17 protein-coding genes are annotated in these 21,703 nt (G+C 40.7%); 12 read left to right on the forward strand and 5 right to left on the reverse strand.

From position 1 onward, the window contains the following. Window positions 1–168: 168 nt before the first annotated feature. Window positions 169–594 (forward strand): chlorhexidine efflux PACE transporter AceI, encoded by a 426-nt coding sequence (aceI, locus tag FTU38_RS11230; protein ID WP_078191799.1) that lies wholly within the window; start codon window positions 169–171, stop codon window positions 592–594. A gap of 206 nt (window positions 595–800) precedes the next feature. Further along, on the forward strand, window positions 801–1,904 hold the full coding sequence (locus FTU38_RS11235; protein ID WP_180111223.1) for an OmpW family protein: 1,104 nt from the start codon (window positions 801–803) through the stop codon (window positions 1,902–1,904). A 69-nt stretch (window positions 1,905–1,973) separates the two neighbouring features. Here FTU38_RS11235 and FTU38_RS11240 read toward each other — a convergent pair whose 3' ends face one another. Then, a complete protein-coding gene (locus tag FTU38_RS11240; RefSeq protein ID WP_168377758.1) occupies window positions 1,974–3,494 on the reverse strand; it encodes an acetyl-CoA C-acetyltransferase in 1,521 nt (506 codons plus the stop codon). 241 nt (window positions 3,495–3,735) lie between these two features. Between FTU38_RS11240 and FTU38_RS11245 the strand changes: the two genes are divergently transcribed. The 5 genes from FTU38_RS11245 (at window position 3,736) to dnaX (ending at window position 10,401) form a co-directional block, all read left to right on the forward strand. Beyond that, window positions 3,736–5,127 (forward strand): 3-oxoacyl-ACP reductase, encoded by a 1,392-nt coding sequence (locus tag FTU38_RS11245; RefSeq protein WP_180007894.1) that lies wholly within the window; start codon window positions 3,736–3,738, stop codon window positions 5,125–5,127. A 169-nt stretch (window positions 5,128–5,296) separates the two neighbouring features. Beyond that, window positions 5,297–6,151 (forward strand): MaoC/PaaZ C-terminal domain-containing protein, encoded by an 855-nt coding sequence (locus FTU38_RS11250; RefSeq protein WP_180111225.1) that lies wholly within the window; start codon window positions 5,297–5,299, stop codon window positions 6,149–6,151. 75 nt (window positions 6,152–6,226) lie between these two features. Further along, the gene (locus FTU38_RS11255) at window positions 6,227–7,513 is read left to right on the forward strand and encodes a serine hydrolase (protein ID WP_180111227.1); all 1,287 of its coding nucleotides are present in this window, start codon (window positions 6,227–6,229) and stop codon (window positions 7,511–7,513) included. 84 nt (window positions 7,514–7,597) lie between these two features. Next, window positions 7,598–8,047 (forward strand): copper resistance protein NlpE N-terminal domain-containing protein, encoded by a 450-nt coding sequence (locus FTU38_RS11260; protein WP_180023492.1) that lies wholly within the window; start codon window positions 7,598–7,600, stop codon window positions 8,045–8,047. A 134-nt stretch (window positions 8,048–8,181) separates the two neighbouring features. Next, a complete protein-coding gene (dnaX, locus tag FTU38_RS11265) occupies window positions 8,182–10,401 on the forward strand; it encodes a DNA polymerase III subunit gamma/tau (RefSeq protein WP_180111229.1) in 2,220 nt (739 codons plus the stop codon). A gap of 21 nt (window positions 10,402–10,422) precedes the next feature. On the opposite strand, the gene FTU38_RS11270 is transcribed toward dnaX, so the two are convergent. Together FTU38_RS11270 and FTU38_RS11275 are read right to left on the reverse strand one after the other, a co-directional pair. Beyond that, window positions 10,423–10,854, reverse strand: coding sequence for a thioesterase family protein (locus FTU38_RS11270; RefSeq protein ID WP_180041166.1), 432 nt, complete (start codon window positions 10,852–10,854; stop codon window positions 10,423–10,425). Window positions 10,855–10,890: 36 nt separating this feature from the next. Next, entirely contained in the window at window positions 10,891–12,051 is a 1,161-nt protein-coding gene (locus FTU38_RS11275; protein WP_180111231.1) for an iron-containing alcohol dehydrogenase, read from the reverse strand. 118 nt (window positions 12,052–12,169) lie between these two features. Between FTU38_RS11275 and FTU38_RS11280 the strand changes: the two genes are divergently transcribed. Genes FTU38_RS11280 through FTU38_RS11295 form a run of 4 tightly spaced genes read left to right on the forward strand, consistent with a single transcriptional unit; the run spans window position 12,170 to window position 15,934 of the window. After that, complete coding sequence (locus FTU38_RS11280; protein ID WP_180111233.1) at window positions 12,170–12,685, forward strand: low molecular weight protein-tyrosine-phosphatase; 516 nt, start codon at window positions 12,170–12,172, stop codon at window positions 12,683–12,685. A gap of 9 nt (window positions 12,686–12,694) precedes the next feature. Continuing rightward, window positions 12,695–13,729, forward strand: coding sequence for a UDP-N-acetylmuramate dehydrogenase (murB, locus tag FTU38_RS11285; RefSeq protein ID WP_168377749.1), 1,035 nt, complete (start codon window positions 12,695–12,697; stop codon window positions 13,727–13,729). 22 nt (window positions 13,730–13,751) lie between these two features. After that, window positions 13,752–14,891: a YdcF family protein gene (locus tag FTU38_RS11290; RefSeq protein WP_180005227.1), complete on the forward strand. Its 1,140-nt coding sequence runs from the start codon at window positions 13,752–13,754 to the stop codon at window positions 14,889–14,891. Then, complete coding sequence (locus FTU38_RS11295) at window positions 14,891–15,934, forward strand: alpha/beta hydrolase (protein WP_168377747.1); 1,044 nt, start codon at window positions 14,891–14,893, stop codon at window positions 15,932–15,934. Before FTU38_RS11290 ends, FTU38_RS11295 begins: the two co-directional genes overlap by 1 nt. A 449-nt stretch (window positions 15,935–16,383) precedes the next feature. On the opposite strand, the gene FTU38_RS11300 is transcribed toward FTU38_RS11295, so the two are convergent. Both FTU38_RS11300 and FTU38_RS11305 read right to left on the reverse strand, forming a co-directional pair. Beyond that, entirely contained in the window at window positions 16,384–18,054 is a 1,671-nt protein-coding gene (locus FTU38_RS11300; RefSeq protein ID WP_078188593.1) for an FMN-binding glutamate synthase family protein, read from the reverse strand. A gap of 840 nt (window positions 18,055–18,894) precedes the next feature. Then, window positions 18,895–19,893 carry a YafY family protein gene (locus FTU38_RS11305; RefSeq protein WP_180005228.1) on the reverse strand — a complete coding sequence of 333 codons (999 nt, stop codon included), beginning with the start codon at window positions 19,891–19,893 and terminating at the stop codon, window positions 18,895–18,897. A gap of 260 nt (window positions 19,894–20,153) precedes the next feature. Between FTU38_RS11305 and FTU38_RS11310 the strand changes: the two genes are divergently transcribed. Further along, window positions 20,154–21,701: a circularly permuted type 2 ATP-grasp protein gene (locus FTU38_RS11310; protein WP_168377744.1), complete on the forward strand. Its 1,548-nt coding sequence runs from the start codon at window positions 20,154–20,156 to the stop codon at window positions 21,699–21,701. Window positions 21,702–21,703 lie beyond the last annotated feature (2 nt).

Here is a 21,703-nt window from a genome sequence, read left to right on the forward strand (position 1 = left end):
GGATCAGAAAGCTTGTTTGAATCGATGTATTTCATCCGCAGATTATGCACGAATGCTAAGAAATCCGGAGTGCAAATATTAACCAAAAAGAAGATCGTTTTTTGATTTATGAAAGAGATCTAATATAAAAATAAAATAAGTTTTTTACAAATAATAGAGTGTTTCAAAATGACGATTTCCAAGAGAAGGATTATTCATGCGCTAAGCTATGAGATCATCCTATTGGTGATCATTGCTATTGCTTTAAGTTTTATTTTTAAAGTTCCGATGGAGGTGACAGGTACGCTCGGTATTGCAATGGCGGTCACTTCTGTGATTTGGAACATGATTTTTAATCATTATTTTGAAAAATTTGAAGCAAAAAGAAAGTTAAAAAGAACCTTTGGTGTACGTGTTTTACATGCAATTGGATTTGAGGGCGGTTTAATGCTTGCAACCATCCCAATGGTGGCTTATGCCATGCATATGACCTTATGGCAGGCGATTTTGCTCGATTTTAGTATGACCATGTGTATTTTAGTCTACACATTTATTTTCCAATGGTGCTATGACCAGATCGAAGCGTACCTAGGTTACCAACCACAATATCGTTAAATTTCAATAAGAAAATCACATTGGCCTGTATTGATAAGTACAGGCCTTTTTTGCATTAAAATAGTGCAAAAGTTTAAAAATAACAATATATATAAAAACATAATATAGCTATAAAAAATTATACTAATTACATAACTTTTAAATATAAGAACAAAGAATGTTTTTATAAGTTGATTAAAAAAATATGCAAGACAAGGAGTTAGCATATGAAATTGATAAAAATTGTCACACCTGTTGTTTTACTTGGGCTTACACAATTTACATTTGCAGATGGTAACTTTAAACGTTTTTCTGTATCTGCGGGTTGGATGCATGTGATGCCGCAAGGAAAGGCGAATCCTTTTAACATTAATACTTCTGTGGCAAATGGGACACAGGCCAAAGTTGGAAGCATTAGTGAAGAGGGTTTTTTACAAGCAATTGACCCAAATGCAACGATTCAAGACGGTGATAACACAGTAAATTTAAAGGAGACTTTAGGAACATTATTAGAAGATAGTTTTATTAATGGACTCATGACAGATGGCAAAGGCAATATCAAACCAGATATTGCAGGGACATCGACATTATATGGATTGGAAAATTGGTCAGCAGGAGGCACTGGTCTAGAAGCAGAAGATGTTGATACATTAGGTTTAACATTTAACTACCATATTAATGATAATGTTTCTTTGCAAGTGATTGGCGGCATCCCACCTGAGGTAGATATTAAAGGTAAGGGTATGATTACCGCGCCATTATCTGGTCTAGCAGAGCCAGGTGGTCTAGGCGGTTTATTATTCCCTGATGGTTTGCCACTAGATTACGCAGTACCCATTACGGATTTATCATCTTATGGTAAAGCGGCGAGTGCGAGAGCTTGGACGCCGGTATTTCAGGCACAGTACCAATTTGGTCAGTCGGGTGTAAATAAGTTTAGACCTTATGTGGGCGCAGGGATCATGTATGCTTATTTTAATGATATTGAACTCAATAAAGGCATTGAATCTGACTTAATTGCTGCAGGGCATATGATTCAAAACATTAAAGATAATAATGCAGGTGCAGCACTCGATGGTAAAGAATCATCTGGAAAAATGGTGGTCGATGTCGATGCGGATGATGCGATTGCTCCAATTGTCACACTCGGATTTACCTATGACTTCACCCCAAGTTGGTTTACAGTTGCTTCGGTGTCTTATGCGAAGTTAAATAACAAAACCAAGATTGATGTGATTAACCAAACGACGGGTGAACAATTAATTCATGCAACGACCAAGGTCGATATTGATCCCATCATTACTTATTTAGGTGTTGGTTATCGTTTCTAAAGTTTTATGGAAGCTCTGAAATAAAAAACCGCTCATAAGAGCGGTCTTTTTGCTTTAAAGCATAAAGGATTATTTTTCAATAATTGCTGTTACGCCTTGACCACCCGCAGCACAGATCGATACAAGTACACGGCCTGAACCTTTTTGGTTCAATAGTTTTGCAGCAGTTGCGATAATACGACCGCCAGTTGCAGCAAATGGGTGACCTGCAGCAAGAGATGAACCTTTCACGTTCAATTTAGAACGATCAATTGAACCCAATGGTGCATCTAAACCTAAACGTTCTTTACAGAATTTAGGATCTTCCCATGCTTTCAGTGTAGACAATACTTGAGATGCAAACGCTTCATGAATTTCATAGTAATCGAAATCTTGTAGCGTAATACCTGCACGTTCAAGCATACGAGGCACTGCATACGCAGGCGCCATCAATAAGCCTTCTTTTTTCTCTACAAAGTCAACTGCCGCAGTTTCTTGGAAAGTTAAATAAGCAAGCACTTCGTGACCGTTTGCTTTCGCCCATTCTTCAGAGGCAAGTAGGACACATGACGCACCATCGGTCAGTGGAGTCGAGTTACCCGCAGTCATCGTACGCGCATCGCCTTTACCAAACGCTGGTTTTAACTTCGCAAGTTTTTCTACTGATGAGTCTGCACGTAAGTTGTTGTCACGCTCTAAACCAAGGAATGGTGTAATAAGGTCATCGAAGAAACCTTCATCATATGCTGCTGCCATTTTTTGATGTGAAGATGCAGCAAGTTCATCTTGCGCTTCACGAGAGATACCCCATTCAAGCGTTGTAATTGCTTGATGATCACCCATAGAAAGACCTGTACGTGGTTCACCGTTCTTCGGTGCATCCATCAAATCTTTAACATTAATTTTAGTTAATGCTTTTAGGCGGTCTTTACCCGTTTTTGCAATGTTTAACTCAAGTAAAGCTTTACGTAAGCCATCACCAAAAGCGATCGGTGCATCAGAGGTTGTATCTACACCACCAGCAACACCCACTTCGATTTGACCCAATGCGATTTTATTAGCAACCAAGAAAGCTGCTTGTAAACCTGTACCACATGCTTGTTGAATATCGTAAGCAGGTGTTTCAGGAGCAAGTTCGGTATTGAGTACACACTCACGGGTCATGTTAAAGTCACGACTATGTTTTAACACGGCACCAGCAACAACTTCACCAAGGCGTTGACCTTGAAGGTTGAAACGTTCAACAAGACCATTTAATGCAGCTGTGAACATATCGCTGTTCGATGCAGTGAAGTAAGCGCCGTTAGAACGAGCGAAAGGAATACGATTACCACCGATAATAGCAACGCGGCGAACTGTGTTTTGACTCATGGTATTATCCTGTTGAACAGACGTTTGAGTTGTTGATTTTGAAGCTGTTTTAGGGTTTGAAGCGGGTGTCTTAGTGCGCGTAGATGCACGACGAGGACGGCTCGTTTTAGCGGCATCACTTGTAGACTTGGTTGCTGTGCCCGTACTTTTAGCGCTACGTGGCGTACTCTTTGATGTATTTGACACAGTTTCCGTAGTCGGACTTTCGACTGCTGGATTTTCTTGAGTTGTTTTGCTCATAAGGCTTTTCCAAGCATGTTGATGATCTTCTTGACGGCTACATTAGCATATTCACCAAAGGGGTAAATTGACTAAAATGACATTCGCTAAAGCATTCAGGTCAAGCCATCTGCGGTTTAACTCAAGTATGATTCCATGGAAACTGATGGAACTATTGAAATATAAGTATCTGACATCATCTTGAAGTTAAAGGGATATCTTCAGATCCATCAAAAATTAATCTGTATGAGAGATAATAAACATGACTGATCAATACCAAACATTTGCAAAATCTCCTATTGGTAAATTTGTCATCAAAAATTTAGGTTTACCATCACCGACTTTTTTAGAGCGTTTTGAGTCTGCAACACCTGTAGTTAAAGGTGCGGTTTTATTCGGTGCAGCGCCTGCTTCAACATTGTCTGGTGCAATTGCACAAGTCTTGGCAAATATTCATGCTAATAGCTATGCAGGTAATAATGCTGAATTACAACAAGCTGCGGCAAAATCAGGTCTGAACTTAAGCGCATTTAACGAAGGCGATAAAGAGTCTAAGTTTAAAGTTGTGGTATTTGATGCTTCAGGTATTCAAAACTCAGAACAACTGCATGCCTTATATGCATTTTTTAACCCAATCGCACGTCAAATTCAGGCGTCTGGTCGCGTTGTCGTTGTTGGTACAACACCAGAGACTGCGAAAACTGTGAAACAAGCCATTGCACAACGTGCATTAGAAGGTTTTGTAAAATCAGTGGGTAAAGAGTTTAAGAAAGGGATTGCTGCACAGTTAGTCTATGTAGACGAAGGTGCTGAAGCAAACTTAGAATCTGCATTACGTTTTGTGATTTCACCACGTTCAGCTTATGTATCGGGTCAAGTGATTCGTGTATCTAAAGCAGATGTGGTAGATGTTGATTGGAATAAGCCGCTTGCAGGTAAAACAGCTGTTGTAACAGGTGCAAGCCGTGGTATTGGTGAAGCAATTGCACATGTATTGTCACGTGATGGTGCGCATGTGATTTGTTTGGACGTTCCACAGCAGCAAGCAGACCTTGACCGTGTTGCAGGTGAAATTGGCGGTTCTACGCTCGCGATTGATATTACTGCAAGCGATGCAGGTGAAAAAATCAAAGCTGCTGCAGCTGCTCAAGGTGGTTTGGATATCATCGTGCACAATGCAGGGATTACCCGTGACAAAACTTTGGCCAATATGAAGCCTGAGCTTTGGGACTTGGTGATTAACATTAACTTGTCTGCGATTGAACGTGTAAATGATTACCTTCTTGAAAATGATGGCTTCAATGCAAATGGTCGTATTGTGTGCGTATCTTCTATTTCAGGTATCGCAGGTAACTTAGGTCAAACCAACTATGCTGCATCTAAAGCAGGTGTTATTGGTGTTGTGAAGTTCACAGCGCCGTTACTTAAAAATGGTGTAACGATTAATGCTGTTGCTCCGGGCTTCATTGAAACGCAAATGACTGCTGCGATTCCATTTGCAATCCGTGAAGCAGGTCGTCGTATGAACTCGATGAGTCAAGGTGGTTTACCTGTAGACGTTGCTGAAACGATTGCGATGTTTGCTTCAACGGCATCGACAGGCTTGAACGGTAACGTGGTACGTGTGTGTGGTCAAAGCTTGTTAGGGGCTTAATACATTCCTCTTAAAACTCCCTCTCTTTAAAGGAGAGGGCTAGGGAGAGGTAAAAATTTGCTATAAATGGAATGGGGCTAACCCTCATTCCAGCTTTCTCCTCGAGCCATATATGGTGCAAGAGAAGAGGCTTTTAAAACATTGAAATAAAAACTTCCAAAGGTTTAGTATGAATACTCGCCATTTTAGTCAACTTCCAAAACCTTATTTAGCCTATCCAAAAGTGATTCAAGGCTTGATTTTTAAAAAGCCTAAAGCTGAAAAAGTGCTGCCGCAAGTTGAATATGTGGTGGATTCATTTAAGGTCGATCAAAAGCATTTAAAAGCCTATAACGAAGTGTGTGGCTTTAAAAACAATGGTTATATCCCAGCGATTTATTTGGCTGTGCTTTCTCAAAGTTTGCAAATGCATATGATGACCACGGAAGCTTTTCCTTTTGCGATCTTAGGTTTGGTACATATTCGTAACCAAGTGAAGCAATATCGCAAAGTCGGTGTGAATGAAACACTGTCATTGTCATGCAAATTTGGTGAATTACAGCCACATGATAAAGGCGTGCAATTTGACTTTATTACCACTGCAAAAGTGGGCGATGAAGTGGTTGTAGAATCATTAACCACGTATTTAGCACGTCAAAAAACAGAGAACAAAGCTGCGGCAAAATCTACCGAAACAAAGCCAGCAGAGTTGCAAGTTCAAGCTGAATGGAATGTTTCTGAAAATACCGGTCGCCGTTATGCGTTGACTTCTGGTGACTTTAACTTGATTCATATTCATGCTGTAACAGCAAAAGCGTTTGGTTTTAAACAAGCCATTGCACATGGTATGTGGAGTAAAGCCAAAGCCTTGTCGAGCTTAACTTTGCCAGATGCCTATGAAGCAGATGTATGGTTTAAATTACCGATGTATTTGCCTTCTCAAGTCGAGTTCCTAACTGCGCAAACAGGTAAAGATACAGAGTTTGCCATTCGAAATAGTAAGAACAAAAAACCGCATGTCGCGGGAAGTGTGAAGGCACTTTAAGACTTAAGCCTAAATCGATATCGGTTTAGGCTTTTTTGTTTTAATCTCAAGCGATTCATATTCAAAGGAATGATGATGCAGGCGCTCAAAGAATATCTATTTGCACAGAAGAATAATTATCAAGGTACAGTCGACGAGGCGTTTCAAGATTTGGCGGTGCAATTTAGCCGGATGCAGGATGCTCGAACCCACTTAGGCGGAGCTGCCTTAGTGGTGTATTTTAAAGGTCAAAAAGTTGTGGATATTTGGACCGGTAAAAAATCAGCCGAAGAAGCTTGGAAGTCCAATACCCCCTCGGTCTGTTATTCCACGGGTAAAGGCGTACTTGCAACGCTAGCACATATTTTAGTGAGCGAAGGCTTTCTTGATTACGATACTCCCGTTGCAACATATTGGCCGGAGTTTGCTCAAAATGGTAAGTCGGATATCACATTAAGGCACATACTGAGTCATCAAAGTGGTTTATACGATATCCGTAATATCATTGAAACAGCATCCGAAATGGCAGATTGGCCGCATATGCTCAACGTCATTGAACAAGCTAAACCACGTTTTGGGCCGACAACTGATGCGGCATATCAACCGTTAACCTTCGGCTGGCAAGTAGGTGGTTTACTTGAAAAGGCCACAGGTCGACCGCTTACTGAACTGATGCAACACTATTTGGTTGAGCCTTTAGCATTGGATCATGCTTTTTTTGGCGTACCAGAGCATCAACTTGGTAAGGTTGCACGCTTGATTCCGAAAAAGAAAAAAGAAGAACGCACTATAGATGCTTCTGTTCAAGAAAATACTCAAGTACAGACAACGAAAAAAAAGACGGATACACGAAAACCATCAATCTTTGATCAGCTCCTACAACTTTCGGGACAAAATTTGCAAGACTTTCAAGATGGTATGATTCCAAAAGGAATGCGCAAGTTTTCATTTTTTAGTGATGAGGGTTTACAAGCCATTATTCCTGCGGCAACAGGCGTATTTAGTGCCAATAGTTTAGCGAAAATCTATGCAATGCTAGCCAATCATGGCCAGTGGCAAGGACAGACCTTAATCACACCACAAGTTTTTGAATCTTTAAGTAAAATTCAATATAAAAAACGTGATCGTATTATGCCTTTACCAATGAATTGGCGTTTGGGATATCATCGAATTTTAACTTTAGGTAAATCTAGTGAAGGTTTTGGACATATAGGTTTTAATGGTTCTGGGGCCTGGTGTGATCCGCAGCGTGATTTAAGTTTTGCTTATACACATAACTTTGCGACGGGTTCAATCACTGGCGATTATCGCTTATGGGGCTTAACTCAAGAAACGCTACGCTGTGCAGACAAAGCACTTAAAGGACGCAAGGGCTGGCTTTAAGATACTTCGGGATAGAACAGAAATTGGGGAAATGTGAAAAATATGCTATTTTCCCTCGCTGTTTTAGACTGCTGTGATATCCCTATGAAAAAAGTTGTTTTGATTCCCTTAGTCGCAACGTCGGCAATGTTGGGTTGTCAGGATTCAACTCAAACGAAAGCAAAAGAGATAGAAGCGATTACTGCCGAAAAACAGCAAGCTGCATGGGTGGGTGATTTTAAAGGTACAACGCCGTGTATGGGCTGTCTTTCTCGTTGTGAAGATTGTCCCGGTATGGCTGTGGCTCTTGAGCTACATGAAGACCAAACCTATACACTTACTCGTGAAAGTCTAAGTGGTCATAACGAAGTAGAAGTGCTAAAAGGTGTAATTCGTTTTAAAGATGAATCAAAGCAGCAGCTAGAACTCATGAATGTGCAAACGCGCAATCTTTTGTATGTAGATTTGGATCAGCAATTACTTGAAATTCGGGAAGACCAGACGGCGAAACGCTATCAAATGCAAAGTGATTTCCTTTTAAATAAAGCAGTTTAAGTATTCGTAATTTTTATTAAATTTACCTGATCATTGGGAGAGTCCAAGATCGAATTTTTATTGTCCAAACTTTGCCATTTATTTCACTATTAGACAAAAAAACAGTATGCTTACACCTGTAAAAAGGAGCATACATGTATCAAGTACTTGCACGAAAATACCGTCCACGAAATTTCATTGAACTCGTGGGGCAAAACCATGTGTCACGCGCACTTACCAGTGCCTTAGAACGTGGTCGGTTACATCATGCGTATTTATTTACAGGTACTCGTGGCGTGGGTAAAACCACCATTGCCCGTATTTTGGCAAAATGTCTGAACTGTGAAACGGGTGTAACCTCAACGCCGTGTGAAGTCTGCCCAACGTGTAAAGCAGTAAATGAAGGTCGTTTTATTGATTTAATTGAAATTGATGCGGCATCACGGACTAAAGTTGAAGATACCCGAGAGCTTCTCGACAACGTTCCTTATGCACCAACGCAAGGTCGCTTCAAGGTTTATCTAATCGATGAAGTACATATGCTCTCTACGCATTCATTTAATGCGTTATTAAAGACTCTCGAAGAACCGCCAGAGCATGTGAAGTTCTTATTTGCAACCACAGATCCACAAAAATTACCGATTACTGTCATTTCACGTTGCTTGCAATTTACTTTGCGTCCTTTAGCCGTGGATGAAATCACCACGCATCTGACCGATATCTTACAAAAAGAACAAATTCAAGCAGAGCAAGATGCGATTTGGCAAATCGCTGAATCGGCTCAAGGTTCACTGCGTGATGCATTGTCACTGACTGACCAAGCCATTGCCTATGGTCAGGGTTCAATTCAGCACCAAGATGTTAAAGACATGTTGGGCCTAATTGACCGTACCATTATTTATGATTTGATTTTAGCCATTCATCAAAATCAGCGTGAACGCGTGAGTGCTTTACTCATGCAATTCCGTCAACAAGCGCTGGATGTTTCTCTGGTATTAGATCAGTTGATTTCAACGTTACATGAACTGGCATTATTACAATACTTGCCAGACTTAGCGTTGAAATATAGCGCTGAGATCAATCAAAAAATTATGCAATTGTCGCAGTTGATTTCAGCTCAAGATTTGCAGCTGTATTATCAAGTCGCATGCAAAGGTCGGGCAGACTTGCAGTTGGCAGTCACGCAAGAGCAAGGTTTTGAGATGTGTGTGCTGCGTCTATTAGCATTCCGACCATTACAGCCAAACGAAATGTTGGTCTCTGCCGTACAGCAAGAGTCAGCCGCACAGCCACAGCTTGCTCAAAATCAGGCCGAAACAGTTCAGCCGACTCAAACACAGTCTTTGCAGCAACCCAATACCGTTGTTGAGTCTGCTGCACAGGTTGCCACTGTTGAGCAGCCTGAAGCTGTACCCGCTGTAGACACATCGCCAGCTTTCGATGATTTTGATGATTCACATTATGATGACGATGATGGCTATGTTTCTGCACCTGCAGCCGACGAACCTTCATCTGATGATTTTTTAGATGATCCTGAAGAGGATGTGATTAGCCAAACTTCTACAGCATCTACAGCAAATGGCACTCTAGATACGCAAGAGGTTGCACCGGTTGAGTCTGTATCGACACAGCAAAATGACACGCTTGTTATGGATGCCGTGGCAGAAGATACATTATTTGATTTAGATCCGACGCCGAGTACTGAAACTGAAGAAGTTGATGTGAGCGCTATAAATTTTGAAGATATTGCACCTTTAGAACCAACAGCTTTAGAGTCAACAAGTACAGAGACTGAAACGACTCAGCCAAATTTGACAAATGCAGTTGAACCAAAGCATGTGGTGAATGAATCAGTTTCGGGTGCTCAAGGCGACAATGGTTTTGATCTAGCATCACCACAAGTTACGCAAAGTTCCGTTTCTTCGGATGCTGTTCAAACGGGTTCATCCTCTACCTTGATGCCACAAGATATTTTGACTTTACAGCCTCAAACCCTTGAAGGTGAGTGGACGGTCGAAAAGTGGGAGTATTGGTTCCGAAATAGTCAACTTTCACCTGCGGTACAAGAGTTGGCGCAGCATGGCATTATGCGAGGTACGATTGACGGTGAATCGACTTTCCATATTCCAAAGCGGTACGAAGCTTTAGTGACTCAATTACAGCATGTATTGGAACAAGCGATTCATACGCAATGGTCAAAATGTCGTTTCCATATCAGCTTTGAAGATGTCGAAGAAACCACACCGTATGCTTTACAACATGTCCGCAAGGAAAAGGCCTTTGCACGTGCAAATGAGTTATTACATGCAGAGCCTGTTGTGAAAGACTTACTCAAAAGCTTTGATGGTGAGTTGCAAAATATCCAGCTCAAATAAGTTTTAAGCTGGATATAAAAATTAAAGTAAAAACTGAGTTAAAGCATCTCGCATTTCATCGGGTATCGAGGTGCTTTTTCGTGTTTGGCGGTCAACAAACACATGCACGAAATGTCCTTGGGCTGCAGCCTCATTTTGTCCTTGTTTAAAAATAGCCAAGTCATAGCGCAGTGAAGAATTACCAATTTTTTCAATCGCAACCCCAACTTCAATGATTTCTGGATAGGACAGTTCTTGTAAAAAACTGCAGGCTGAATCGACCACTAAACCGATGATCGGGGTATTTTGCAAATCAAAACCGGCATGTTGAATCAAGAGTGCATTTGCAGCGGTATCAAAATAGCTGTAATAGGTGACATTATTGACGTGGCCATACATATCGTTGTCTGCCCAACGCGTTTGGATTGGAAATAAAAATCGATAGTTTTGGCGGCGTTTAGTTTCAGGTTTCATCGTTGGTATTTTCTTTATTTCAAAAATGAGTGAACTTTAGGCATAAATTGATTGGTAAATCTGGCGTGCATCTTCAAACTGCAGTTCTCGCGGATTATTTTGTAATAGTCGTGTTTGTAATAATGCGTCTTCTGCTAAACGATCGAGCATATTTTCAGGCACATTCAGTTGGCTGAGTTTTAGCACCAAACCGCTCTGATCTAAATGATTTTGCATATGATCAATAAATAAATCACATAAACCATCGGTACAGCCCGTACTGTATGGGTCTAGCCAACTCATAAGTTCTGCATAATGCTGCTTGGCCTGAGGTGCATTAAACTTTAACACTTCAGCGAGAACCAGTGCATTGGTATGACCATGCGAGAGATGAAAGTGTCCACCGAGTGGATAGGCGAGTGCATGCACCGCTGCAACTGGAGCATTAGCAAAGGCCTGACCTGCAAGCATTGAACCGACTAGCATGTGCTGACGCGCTTCGAGGTTATGTCCATCTTGTAAAACCAGTGCTAAGTTTTTATTTAATAAACGCAAAGCTTGTTTGGCGAGCATATCCGCATACGGATTTTTTTTGATTTTTGATGTATAGGCTTCAATGGCATGCACCATGGCATCGATACCTGTCGCTGCGGTAATATGTGCGGGAAGATTTAATGTAAAGTTCGCATCGAGGATGCAGACATCGGCATACAGTACAGGGGAGACGATACCAGTTTTGGTGGTTTCACCTGTAGTGACGATAGAGATTGGTGTGACTTCAGAGCCGGTCCCTGCCGTTGTCGGGATCAAAATGAGCGGTAAGCGTGGTCGTTTTGCATTAGCAACACCATATAAATCACTGATCTGTTGTGTTTGCTTAGGATGAGCCAAGATCGCGATAATTTTAGCCACATCCATTGAACTGCCACCGCCAAAACCAATAATCAAATCTACTTTTTCATTCTTGGCAAATTGAACTGCATCCAAAACTATATGTTCTGCAGGGTCAGCTTGAATACTGGAATAAATTACATAGTCTTGATGGATACTTTCTAAAATATCCAAAATGGGTAAATGTAATTGTTGTTGCAACATACCGGGGTCGGTCACAAACATGACACGTTTGGCTTGAAAGTCGCCTAGGACCTCTCTCAGTTGGGAAATAGAGCCTAAGCCTGAAATAATATTGCTGACGGTTTGAAACTGAAATTGACTCATTGGCTTATCCCTAATTTTTTATATCCAAATAAACATTATTCTTGAGTGTTGATATAGGATTCATCCTGTAAATAACTTAACATAAGACGCTTGAAATAAAAGTAGTCTTGAGGTTGTTATGTCATCCAGCACGCCATATAAGGTGTTGTGTGTTTGTTTAGGAAATATTTGCCGTTCACCTACGGCTGAAGTGGTTCTCAGACATTTTTGTGATGAAGCGCAACTCAATATTCACGTCGATTCTGCGGGTACGAGCAATTATCATCCGGGTAAAGCGCCTGATCTTCGTAGTCAACAGCATGCAAAATTACGTGGCTATAACTTATCTGCATTACGCGCACGTCAGTTAACGGTTCATGATTTTATTAAATTTGATTTGATCTTGGCCATGGACTACGAAAATTTAGACAATATTCAAAACCTCATGCAAAAAGCGCAGCAACAATTGGGTCAGCTACGTGCCCAAGTGTCTTTGATGAGTCAACATGATCACCAATATCCGCAACAAGAAGTACCAGATCCGTACTATGGTGGTGATGCAGGGTTTGAACATGTATTAGATCAATGCGAATCTAGCAGTCAGGCTTGGGTCAATTATTTAAAAACTCAGTTACAAGCACAGCAAAAAAATTAAGGTTTAAGAATGCAAATTCAAACACAGGTTCAGCTTAAGCCATTTAATACATTAAGTCTCGATGCTGTAGCATCTCATTATGTACGTGTTCAATCGGTAGAAGATATCCAAGCAGCGCTCGACTTTGCCAAAGCTGAGCAATTAAATGTATTGGTGCTTTCAGGGGGTAGTAATATGCTGTTGCCTGAGCAAATTCATGCTTTAGTGATGCACATGGATATTCAAGGGATTGAATATGTACAAGACGATGCCGCAACCCAAACTTTAAAAGTGGGTGCAGGGCAAGTGTGGCATGACTTTGTGCTATGGACGACGGCACACCAGTTTTATGGCTTACAAAATTTAGCATTGATACCTGGTTTAGTCGGTGCTTCACCTGTGCAAAATATTGGAGCTTATGGTGTTGAAGCGGGTGAATTTATTGAATCTGTGCAGGTCTATGACCGAGTAACAGAACAGCAAAGTAGTATTAGCGCTGCCGATTGTCATTTTTCATATCGCCATAGTATTTTTAAAGATGAGCCAGAGCGTTTTATTATTACGCATGTCACGTTTAAACTTTTAAAACATGCCGATTTAAAATTAAATTATGGTGATTTAAAGCAGGCGGTAGGCGAAGACTTAAGTGCAGAAAACCTACAACAACAAGTCATTCATATCCGTCAAACCAAACTGCCAGATCCCAAAGAATTTCCAAATGTCGGAAGTTTCTTTAAAAATCCCGTGATTAGCCAGCAAGTCTTTGACCAAATTGCGCTGCAATTTCCAAATTTACCCCATTACCCGCAGCCGAATAATGCGGTAAAACTGGCAGCGGGCTGGTTGATTGATCAAGCGGGTTGGAAAGGGAAATCTGTGGGTTCAGTGGGTATGTTCCATAAGCAAGCTTTGGTATTGGTCAATTACCAAGACGCCACGCTGCAAGATGTGCGTACAACTTACAAAGCTGTACAACATGATGTTTTTGAAAAATTTAATATTGAACTACATCCAGAGCCTGTATTATTTGATACAAATGGCTTGATTCGATCTCACGCAGATTAATAAAAACATAGGTTTTAGATTTATGCATAAAACACATTGGATGGTTCGCTTAGTACAAATTGCCGCAGTGCTATTTGTACTTTTGGGCTGTCTGATGATTTTTATCTATACGCCGTTTTATTCTAAATTAATTGTTAAAAGTTTAAATTATTTCGTTCCTGTAGAAGTCAATCAGCTCGCAGCGCAAAGTCAAAAACTCGGTGCTTTGAGTGATGATGATAACTATGAGCCGGGTTCTGACTTATGGATCGCGCGCCAAGCGTATTTAAAACTCATGGAGCAAGCCATACAGTCTGATGAGCCTCAAGATTTAACCCTTATACAAGCACGTTATAAGGCGTTACAGCAGCTCATTGAAGAAGAACATGAAAAAGAAAAGAATGATAGTCAAAAGGACATGCCGAAAGTACCTCTGCTGAATCCTTCTGCATCCGAGGCGGCATCCTCTGAAGCAATGGCGGAAAATCCTGCTCAAAAAATGAAAGAGCTGCTCGAACTCAATAGTGCGGAAAATAAAGGACTCATGACGCAATATACAGAGTTCTTAAAAACTCATGAAATTGAGCAAGCTGCTTCAGAAGCGGAACCGATCGATGATGAAACCTATCTTGATCTAGCCAAAATGAAAGATAAAACCCAGAAGAAACCAACCGCAGATCCGTATGCGATCGTGGTGTTAGGTGGTGGCTTAACTTTAGATAAAAATGATAAAGATATCGTGGTGAATGACTACACACGACTTCGACTGGAAAAAACACTCGATGTCGAACGCGCACATAAGTTACCGATTGTACTGAGTGGTGTGGAAGCACCGTATATGCAAGCTTGGTTAAAGCAATATGATGTCGATGCGAAATTGCTTGAAAACCGGAGTATGAATACTTGCGAAAATTCACGCTTTAGTTCGTTATTGTTACAGAAAAAAGGCGGCGCACCGACGGTTATTTTAATCACCGACCAATATCATATGCCTCGAACACGGCGTTTATTTGCATTAAATGGTATTGAAACCATTCCTGTTGTTGCACCTATGCCAACGACATTAACCACATGGCGACCAAGTGAAAAAAATTATGATCATAGTCGTCGTGCCAATTATGAATTATTAGCTACCTTACGTGACGTTTGGTTTGGCTCAAGTGACTGTCGGGAGGTCCCATAATGTCAGATATCCCATTTCTTAATCCTTCGATCCTTAAACAATTAGATCTTCCTGTTCCAAGTCGAGAATTAACCCCACAATTATTAGAACCGCTAAATTTAAATCGGCCGTTTGAGCCTAGTGTCGAAATACAATCTTATCGACGACTCTACGGCTTAGATGCCTTGAACTGTGAACATTGGCAAGGCTATGTAGAAATGCCTTTGTTCAAACTACATGTACAAGTGTTTCAACCGAAACTAAAGGCTGAAACAGATGTCATTAAAGGCACTGTATTTTTATTACATGGTTATTTAGAGCATAGTGGAATATATCAGCCGATTATTCGTGAGCTCTTAGATCAAGGTTTTAGTGTTTTGACCTATGATTTACCGGGGCATGGTCTAAGCAATGGCTCGCCAGCCAGTATTCAAAACTTTGACCATTACCAACAAGTTTTGGAAGCGGTATATCGTTATGTGAAACATGCAGCTCAATTACCGACACCGTGGTTAGGGATTGGGCAGAGTACGGGTGGTGCGATTTGGCTGCATCATCTGTTAGATTTTGCTGAACATCGCAAAAACCCTTATGTCGAACGGGTTTTATTATTATCTCCGCTGATTCGTCCTGCAAAAACGGCATGGTGGCATAACTCGGTTGGATTAGGCATTATTCGTCGTATTAAACGTGAAGTGCCACGTCATTTTAGACGGAATAATCACAACCCTGAGTTTTTACGTTTTGTACGTTTAAAGGATCCTCTACAACCTCGAATGATGGGGATGGATTGGATTTTGGCCATGTCAAAATGGATGCAGGAAATGGAAGAACGACCTGCGTGTCGTATTCCAGTGTGGTTAGCTCAAGGCGCACAGGATCAAACGGTGGATTGGCGTTATAACATTGAGTTTATACGTCGTAAATTCCGTTTACAGACGCTTCTCATGCTTGAAGAAGGTTCACATCAGCTGATTAATGAACGTGCCGATATTCGTGCTGCATTAACAGGTTTGATCCCGGCATTCTTGCATGCTCAATCGAATAGTAAGTCTTATTACTAACTGATGTTACGCACTAACATCAGGAGCGTAATTTGATTCAAATAAAAGTACGATACGCGGGAAGTTCATCCGCAAGTGTTTGAGACAGGACTACTCCTAATCAAAAATGTTTTTGCAATACTTTGAATAATTTGACGCTAGTGAACGAGTTTTGCGGTGAGGAGCATTGCTCCGCAAGATGGTTTCCTTGCGAAGCTTCGCTTCTCATTTTGCCGAATGAGAAACAACGTTTCGTAAGAGTACCTCCAGCCGAAGGCTAATCCCTTTATTTAAACCCTAGATGTAAGACTCCGTCGAATAGGGTTAAAAATCATTTTAAAAATGCGTAATTACTTTTACGCGCGTAACATCAGTTACTAATTGACGATTGAGCACAGCCTACCTTAATCAGTGTGATGGATCTAGACGAAAAAAAGAGGCGTGGTCGCCTCTTTTTTATGCGGTAGGGATTAGAACTTTTCTAGATGTGCCATATTCCACATACGGAAATAGAAGTTTTCTTCATCTTTATTTTCACAACTGAGCAGCTCACCATCTTTTAACCAAAAATGTAGCTGTGCATAGTTTTTAATTTCACGGTTATTAATGCGCTGCGCTAGATGGTGTGCACGGATATCCGATGGATGTTGTAAACCTGCTGAGGCAATAAGTTCAGATAAGCCATGCAAGGTATTTTTGTGGAAATTAAAAACACGTTCTGCTTTGGTCGGAACATGGATAGCTTTTTGACGGTCTTTGTCCTGCGTTGCAACGCCAACAGGACATTGGTTGGTATGACAGCTTTGAGCTTGAATACAGCCGACTGCAAACATAAAGCCACGAGCTGAGTTCACCCAATCTGCACCAATTGCCATGGTACTGGCAATATCAAAGGCACTAATAATTTTTCCACTGGCACCGACTTTAATTTTTGAACGTAAGCCTGCACCAATTAGGGTGTTATTGACAAAGAGTAGGCCTTCACGCAGGGGTGTCCCCATATTATCAATCAGTTCTATCGGTGCTGCGCCAGTCCCACCTTCAGAACCATCTACCACGATAAAATCAGGTGTAATCCCCGTATGTAACATAGCTTTTACGATACTCATAAACTGCCATGGTTGCCCGATACACAGTTTAAAGCCTACAGGTTTACCTTCGGAAAGCTCGCGCAATTGCTGAATAAATTGCATCATTTCAATAGGGGTGCTAAAGGCAGGATGGCTAGATGGAGAGATACAGTCATGTTCACGGCTGACACCACGGATTTGAGCAATCTCTTCGGAAATTTTGTCTTTAGGTAAAATACCGCCATGGCCTGGTTTTGCACCTTGAGATAATTTGATCTCAATCATTTTGACTTGAGGGTGCTTGGCTTGTTCAGCAAAACGTACAGGGTCGAATTGACCATCAATCGTACGGCAACCGAAATAACCACTACCGAGTTCCCAAACAATATCGCCACCATTTTCCAAATGATACGGACTAATACTGCCTTCACCAGTGTCATGGTAGAAATTACCCATTTTTGCGCCTAAGTTCAAGGCACGAATGGCATTAGCACTTAAGCTACCAAAGCTCATCGCAGAGATGTTTAATATCGATGCGCTATACGGTTGCTTACATTGCTCATTGCCGATGTTAATACGAAATGTTTCAGGAATGGCAGGAATGCAAGGTGATAAGGAGTGATTGATAAAGCGGTAATCATTTTGGTAAACATCAACAATTGAACCAAATGGTTTATCTGCATTTTGGTTTTTTGCACGTTGATAGACCAAGCTACGTTGCATACGAGAAAAGGGCAGTGCATCTTGATCAGATTCAATAAAATATTGGCGAATTTCAGGTCGAAATTCTTCAAATAGAAAACGAAAGTGCCCCATGATGGGGTAATTTTTTAAGATCGAATGTTTGTTTTGTATGACGTCATACAAACCCAATAAACTCAAAAGCCCAGTAATGACCCAGATACTATTCAATAAGGTTTGTGGAATAAAATATTGAATATAACGAGGGGAATAACCTAAATGAAAACTCGAAATGAGTAGGAAGATAAAAATACAAGCAAACCAAATGGAATGCCGAGAAAAAAAAGTATTCAGTAGCTTGTGGCGAATAGTTTGCGCTGGACTGGCCATATTTTGAAAAATCTTATTCTGCTCATTTGCTCATAATTTGCCGAGTTTATGCACAATGCTCAAGCTCTAATTTGTTGATTCAGTGTAGCATTTATAAAAAACAGCACTGAAGTTGGATGAATTTTTCATTTAAAGCCAAATGAGATAAGAAAAGCAGGAATGTTCTTTAAGAAAATTTGTGAAAAGTAGCGCGGTTCTTGTTATTTCACAGTGCGCAAAATGGAGGTTAAAGTGATTTTACTTTCTAAACACGAGGTGCTGAATATGACTATGAAATCTATTCGTTATAATAATGCCGACCTAGCCTGCCTATGTCAGTAATTGATTATAGCCATGAGAAATTAGCGCTATGGCATAAGGTATTCAGCAGATACTTATGCTGTAGTTCCTTTGACCTAAACGACTAAAATTACAAAAATATTCTAAGAAATTATCCAGTCCCAGCGTTGGGACTTTTTTATGTGTTGATATTTTAAGGGAAAATCTAAGCATAAATAATGTACTAGATATTCATTATGCGTTAGAAGTTGTCACCTCAAATAAAAGAATGATACGCGGTAAGGTCATCCGCAAGTGTTTGAGACAGGACTACATTTATTTAAAAATGTTTTTGCGATACTTTGAATAAGTAGACGTTAGTGAACGAGTTTTGCGGATGACAATGGTTTTGGGTACTTTTGCCGAAACAAAAGTACCTCCAGCCGAAGGCTAATTCCTTTATTTAAACCCTAGATGTAAGACTCCGTCGAATAGACTTAAAAATCATTTTTAAAATGCGAAATTACTTTTATGTGCGTAACATTAGTTAGTATTTAAGGTAGCAGAAAACCTTAGATCGGTTTAATCATTGCGTTGTTGTACAACTATAGCGACTTCTTCAGGTTCAATTTTCTGAATCTTTTTCCCAAAGCTACGTAGCCACCATGTTAACTGAGAGGTAAATGGTACTGTTGCACTAACTTCAACCCAGCCATCTTCGGTTTTTTGAATCACTTGATCTTTACTTAGCTGACTTTCTTCAAAATAAACCGCCTCTGCTTCAGACATGGTTAATTTGAGTTGAATCATTTCAGTCGGCTTATTGAAGTCCACACGGAAGCCAAGCGCTCCAGAGTCAATATAGGCATCAATATCAAAATCGACAGGGTGTAATGCACGTGAATTTAAGACTGTAGCTGATTTAAAACGATGTAAAGCAAAGGTTTGGATGTCTGTTTTGTCATGACGTGTGCACACCAAATAAATAATTGCACCTTTTTGGACCAACGCCAGTGGATTTAAAATATAGGTCTTTTCTTCGCTTTGTTGTCCACGACCTTGATATAGACATTCTAGTTGTTTGTCTTGTAGTAAGCCTTCATAAATCGATTGCTGTGCGACTTTTTCAACCACAGGAGGAATCAATGGCTGAGTAGCTGGCACGATCCGCACGCGGTTAATCCACTGACGGACATTATTTTGCGACGACAGACTTCGACGTGCGAGGTCAAACCAAGGATTCATTTCTTCAATTAAGCTTGGCGGAAGCAAATGCTTTAGATGCTCCTCAACCATCATAAAGGTGACCGCTTGTGAGCTGGTCATATGAGGCAGGCTTTGAATCGGTGCATCAGAACGCCAACGCCAGCCTTGCGGCGTTGTTTTACTGCTCTCAATTGGGAAACGTAGAGAAATTTGATTTAAGTCACGCTGAATGGTGCGTAGGCTGATATCAATGCCTTCACGGTTCAGTATTTCTTGTAATTCACGCGTACCCATCCACTTACCTGTGGACAGTCGTGAAAGAATTTGCCACTGACGATAGAGGCTGTTCGACGTTTCTTTTTCTTGTGAAGACATAATCTAGTGCTTGAACTTGGACTTAAATGAATAAAATGATGCTGTGGGACACAATAAGAAATCTTCCTGCGTTAAGCAAGTCTTCATCTAAAAAAACTAAGATGATTTTAATAACGCAATTTGACACAACTTGAGCAGTTACATGCTGTACCACTTTGCAAAAATGATGCATAAATAATCAAAGAGAAGCAGCATATGTATTGATGGCATATATATTGCTTTATCTTATTTACAAAACATGACAAAAACATGGAGTTGCTATGCTGAAAGAAAATCGTAATACAACTTCAAATGGAATTGAGGGTTATGAGGCAAAGTTGGTTAATACTTCTGTCTCTACATTAAAAACTTTACCACTTGCTCGAGGATATGCGCTGTTTAATCAATTCAATTCGGATTTTTTTAATGAAATGCGCGACAGCAAAACGGTAGCTAAAGAATCATGCCAACGGATAGAGCAGTGGTTATCACAGCATACGCTTGATGAATTGAAGCAACTAAATCAGGTTGCAAAACAACATTTTCTCTATGAAGGCATTACTTTTACAGTGTATGGCGAAGATGAGGGCATTGAACGCACCATACCTTATGATCTTATTCCGCGTGTGATTGCACGAAAGGAATGGAATAATTTATCTCTAGGCTGCGCACAGCGCGTGAAAGCACTCAATCTGTTTTTACATGATGTCTATCATCAACAAGATATTTTAAAAGCAGGAATTATTCCTGAACTGCAAGTCTTAACCCATGAAGCCTATTTGCCACAAATGTATATGCATGGGCTAAAAGGTAAAATTTATAGCCAAATCAGTGGCATTGATATCATCCGAGATCAATCAGGCGAATTTTACGTCCTTGAGGATAATCTTAGAACACCGTCTGGTGTGTCGTATATGCTAGAAAGCCGTAAGATCAGTCAAAAACTGATGCCTGAACTTTGCCAGCAAAGCAACATCATGGGGATTGAGCAGTATCCGCAGCTTTTACGTGAAATTCTTGCAGAAAATGCCTACGTCGATAACCCGTTTATCGTGGTTTTAACCCCAGGGCGTTTTAACAGTGCGTATTATGAACATGCCTTTTTGGCAAGGGAGATGGATGTACCCTTAGTGACATCGCGTGACCTTTATGTAGAAAACGATAAGGTTTATGTGAAAACCATTAAAGGCCGACAACAGGTTGATGTAATTTATCGTCGTGTGGATGATGCTTTTCTCGATCCATTATGTTTCAAACCTGACAGTACTTTGGGCGTAGCAGGGCTCATGTCAGCGTATATGCAACATAATGTGGTCATTGCAAATGCACCGGGAACAGGCGTAGCAGATGATAAATCGATTTATCCATATGTGGATAAAATGATTCATTTCTATTTAGGCGAACAAGCGATCCTGAAAAATGTGCCTACCTATCAATGTCGTGAGCAGAACGAATTGGATTATGTGCTCTCGAATATCGAAAAATTGGTGGTCAAAGAAGCGCAGGGTTCAGGTGGTTACGGCATGCTGATCGGTCCGCAAGCCTCTTTACAAGAATTAAATAGCTTTAAAGATAAAGTGGCCGCAGCACCACATTTATATATTGCACAGCCGACTTTAAATTTATCTGTCAGCCCAACCCTAAGTGAGGCGGGTGTTTCGGAACGCCATATCGATTTACGCCCATTTGTACTGAGTTCACCATATCGAACTGAAATTGTACCGGGTGGCTTAACTCGTGTCGCGATGCAAGCAGGTTCATTGGTAGTGAATTCTTCTCAAGGCGGCGGCATTAAAGATACGTGGGTAGTAGACGATTTACGCTCATAGCA

The organism is Acinetobacter sp. YH12098 (assembly GCF_013419235.1).
GTDB lineage: Bacteria > Pseudomonadota > Gammaproteobacteria > Pseudomonadales > Moraxellaceae > Acinetobacter > Acinetobacter amyesii.

Excerpts from the sequence above, each read along its gene's own strand:
- FTU38_RS11300 (WP_078188593.1), bottom strand. The coding sequence starts at position 18,054 with ATGGCCAGTCCAGCGCAAACTATTCGCCACAAGCTACTGAATACTTTT.
- FTU38_RS11280 (WP_180111233.1), top strand. The coding sequence starts at position 12,170 with ATGTCATCCAGCACGCCATATAAGGTGTTGTGTGTTTGTTTAGGAAAT.
- FTU38_RS11290 (WP_180005227.1), top strand. The coding sequence starts at position 13,752 with ATGCATAAAACACATTGGATGGTTCGCTTAGTACAAATTGCCGCAGTG.
- FTU38_RS11250 (WP_180111225.1), top strand. The coding sequence starts at position 5,297 with ATGAATACTCGCCATTTTAGTCAACTTCCAAAACCTTATTTAGCCTAT.
- aceI (WP_078191799.1), top strand. The coding sequence starts at position 169 with ATGACGATTTCCAAGAGAAGGATTATTCATGCGCTAAGCTATGAGATC.
- FTU38_RS11270 (WP_180041166.1), bottom strand. The coding sequence starts at position 10,854 with ATGAAACCTGAAACTAAACGCCGCCAAAACTATCGATTTTTATTTCCA.
- FTU38_RS11245 (WP_180007894.1), top strand. The coding sequence starts at position 3,736 with ATGACTGATCAATACCAAACATTTGCAAAATCTCCTATTGGTAAATTT.
- FTU38_RS11255 (WP_180111227.1), top strand. The coding sequence starts at position 6,227 with ATGCAGGCGCTCAAAGAATATCTATTTGCACAGAAGAATAATTATCAA.
- FTU38_RS11275 (WP_180111231.1), bottom strand. The coding sequence starts at position 12,051 with ATGAGTCAATTTCAGTTTCAAACCGTCAGCAATATTATTTCAGGCTTA.
- FTU38_RS11260 (WP_180023492.1), top strand. The coding sequence starts at position 7,598 with ATGAAAAAAGTTGTTTTGATTCCCTTAGTCGCAACGTCGGCAATGTTG.
- FTU38_RS11240 (WP_168377758.1), bottom strand. The coding sequence starts at position 3,494 with ATGAGCAAAACAACTCAAGAAAATCCAGCAGTCGAAAGTCCGACTACG.
- murB (WP_168377749.1), top strand. The coding sequence starts at position 12,695 with ATGCAAATTCAAACACAGGTTCAGCTTAAGCCATTTAATACATTAAGT.
- dnaX (WP_180111229.1), top strand. The coding sequence starts at position 8,182 with ATGTATCAAGTACTTGCACGAAAATACCGTCCACGAAATTTCATTGAA.
- FTU38_RS11235 (WP_180111223.1), top strand. The coding sequence starts at position 801 with ATGAAATTGATAAAAATTGTCACACCTGTTGTTTTACTTGGGCTTACA.
- FTU38_RS11305 (WP_180005228.1), bottom strand. The coding sequence starts at position 19,893 with ATGTCTTCACAAGAAAAAGAAACGTCGAACAGCCTCTATCGTCAGTGG.
- FTU38_RS11295 (WP_168377747.1), top strand. The coding sequence starts at position 14,891 with ATGTCAGATATCCCATTTCTTAATCCTTCGATCCTTAAACAATTAGAT.
- FTU38_RS11310 (WP_168377744.1), top strand. The coding sequence starts at position 20,154 with ATGCTGAAAGAAAATCGTAATACAACTTCAAATGGAATTGAGGGTTAT.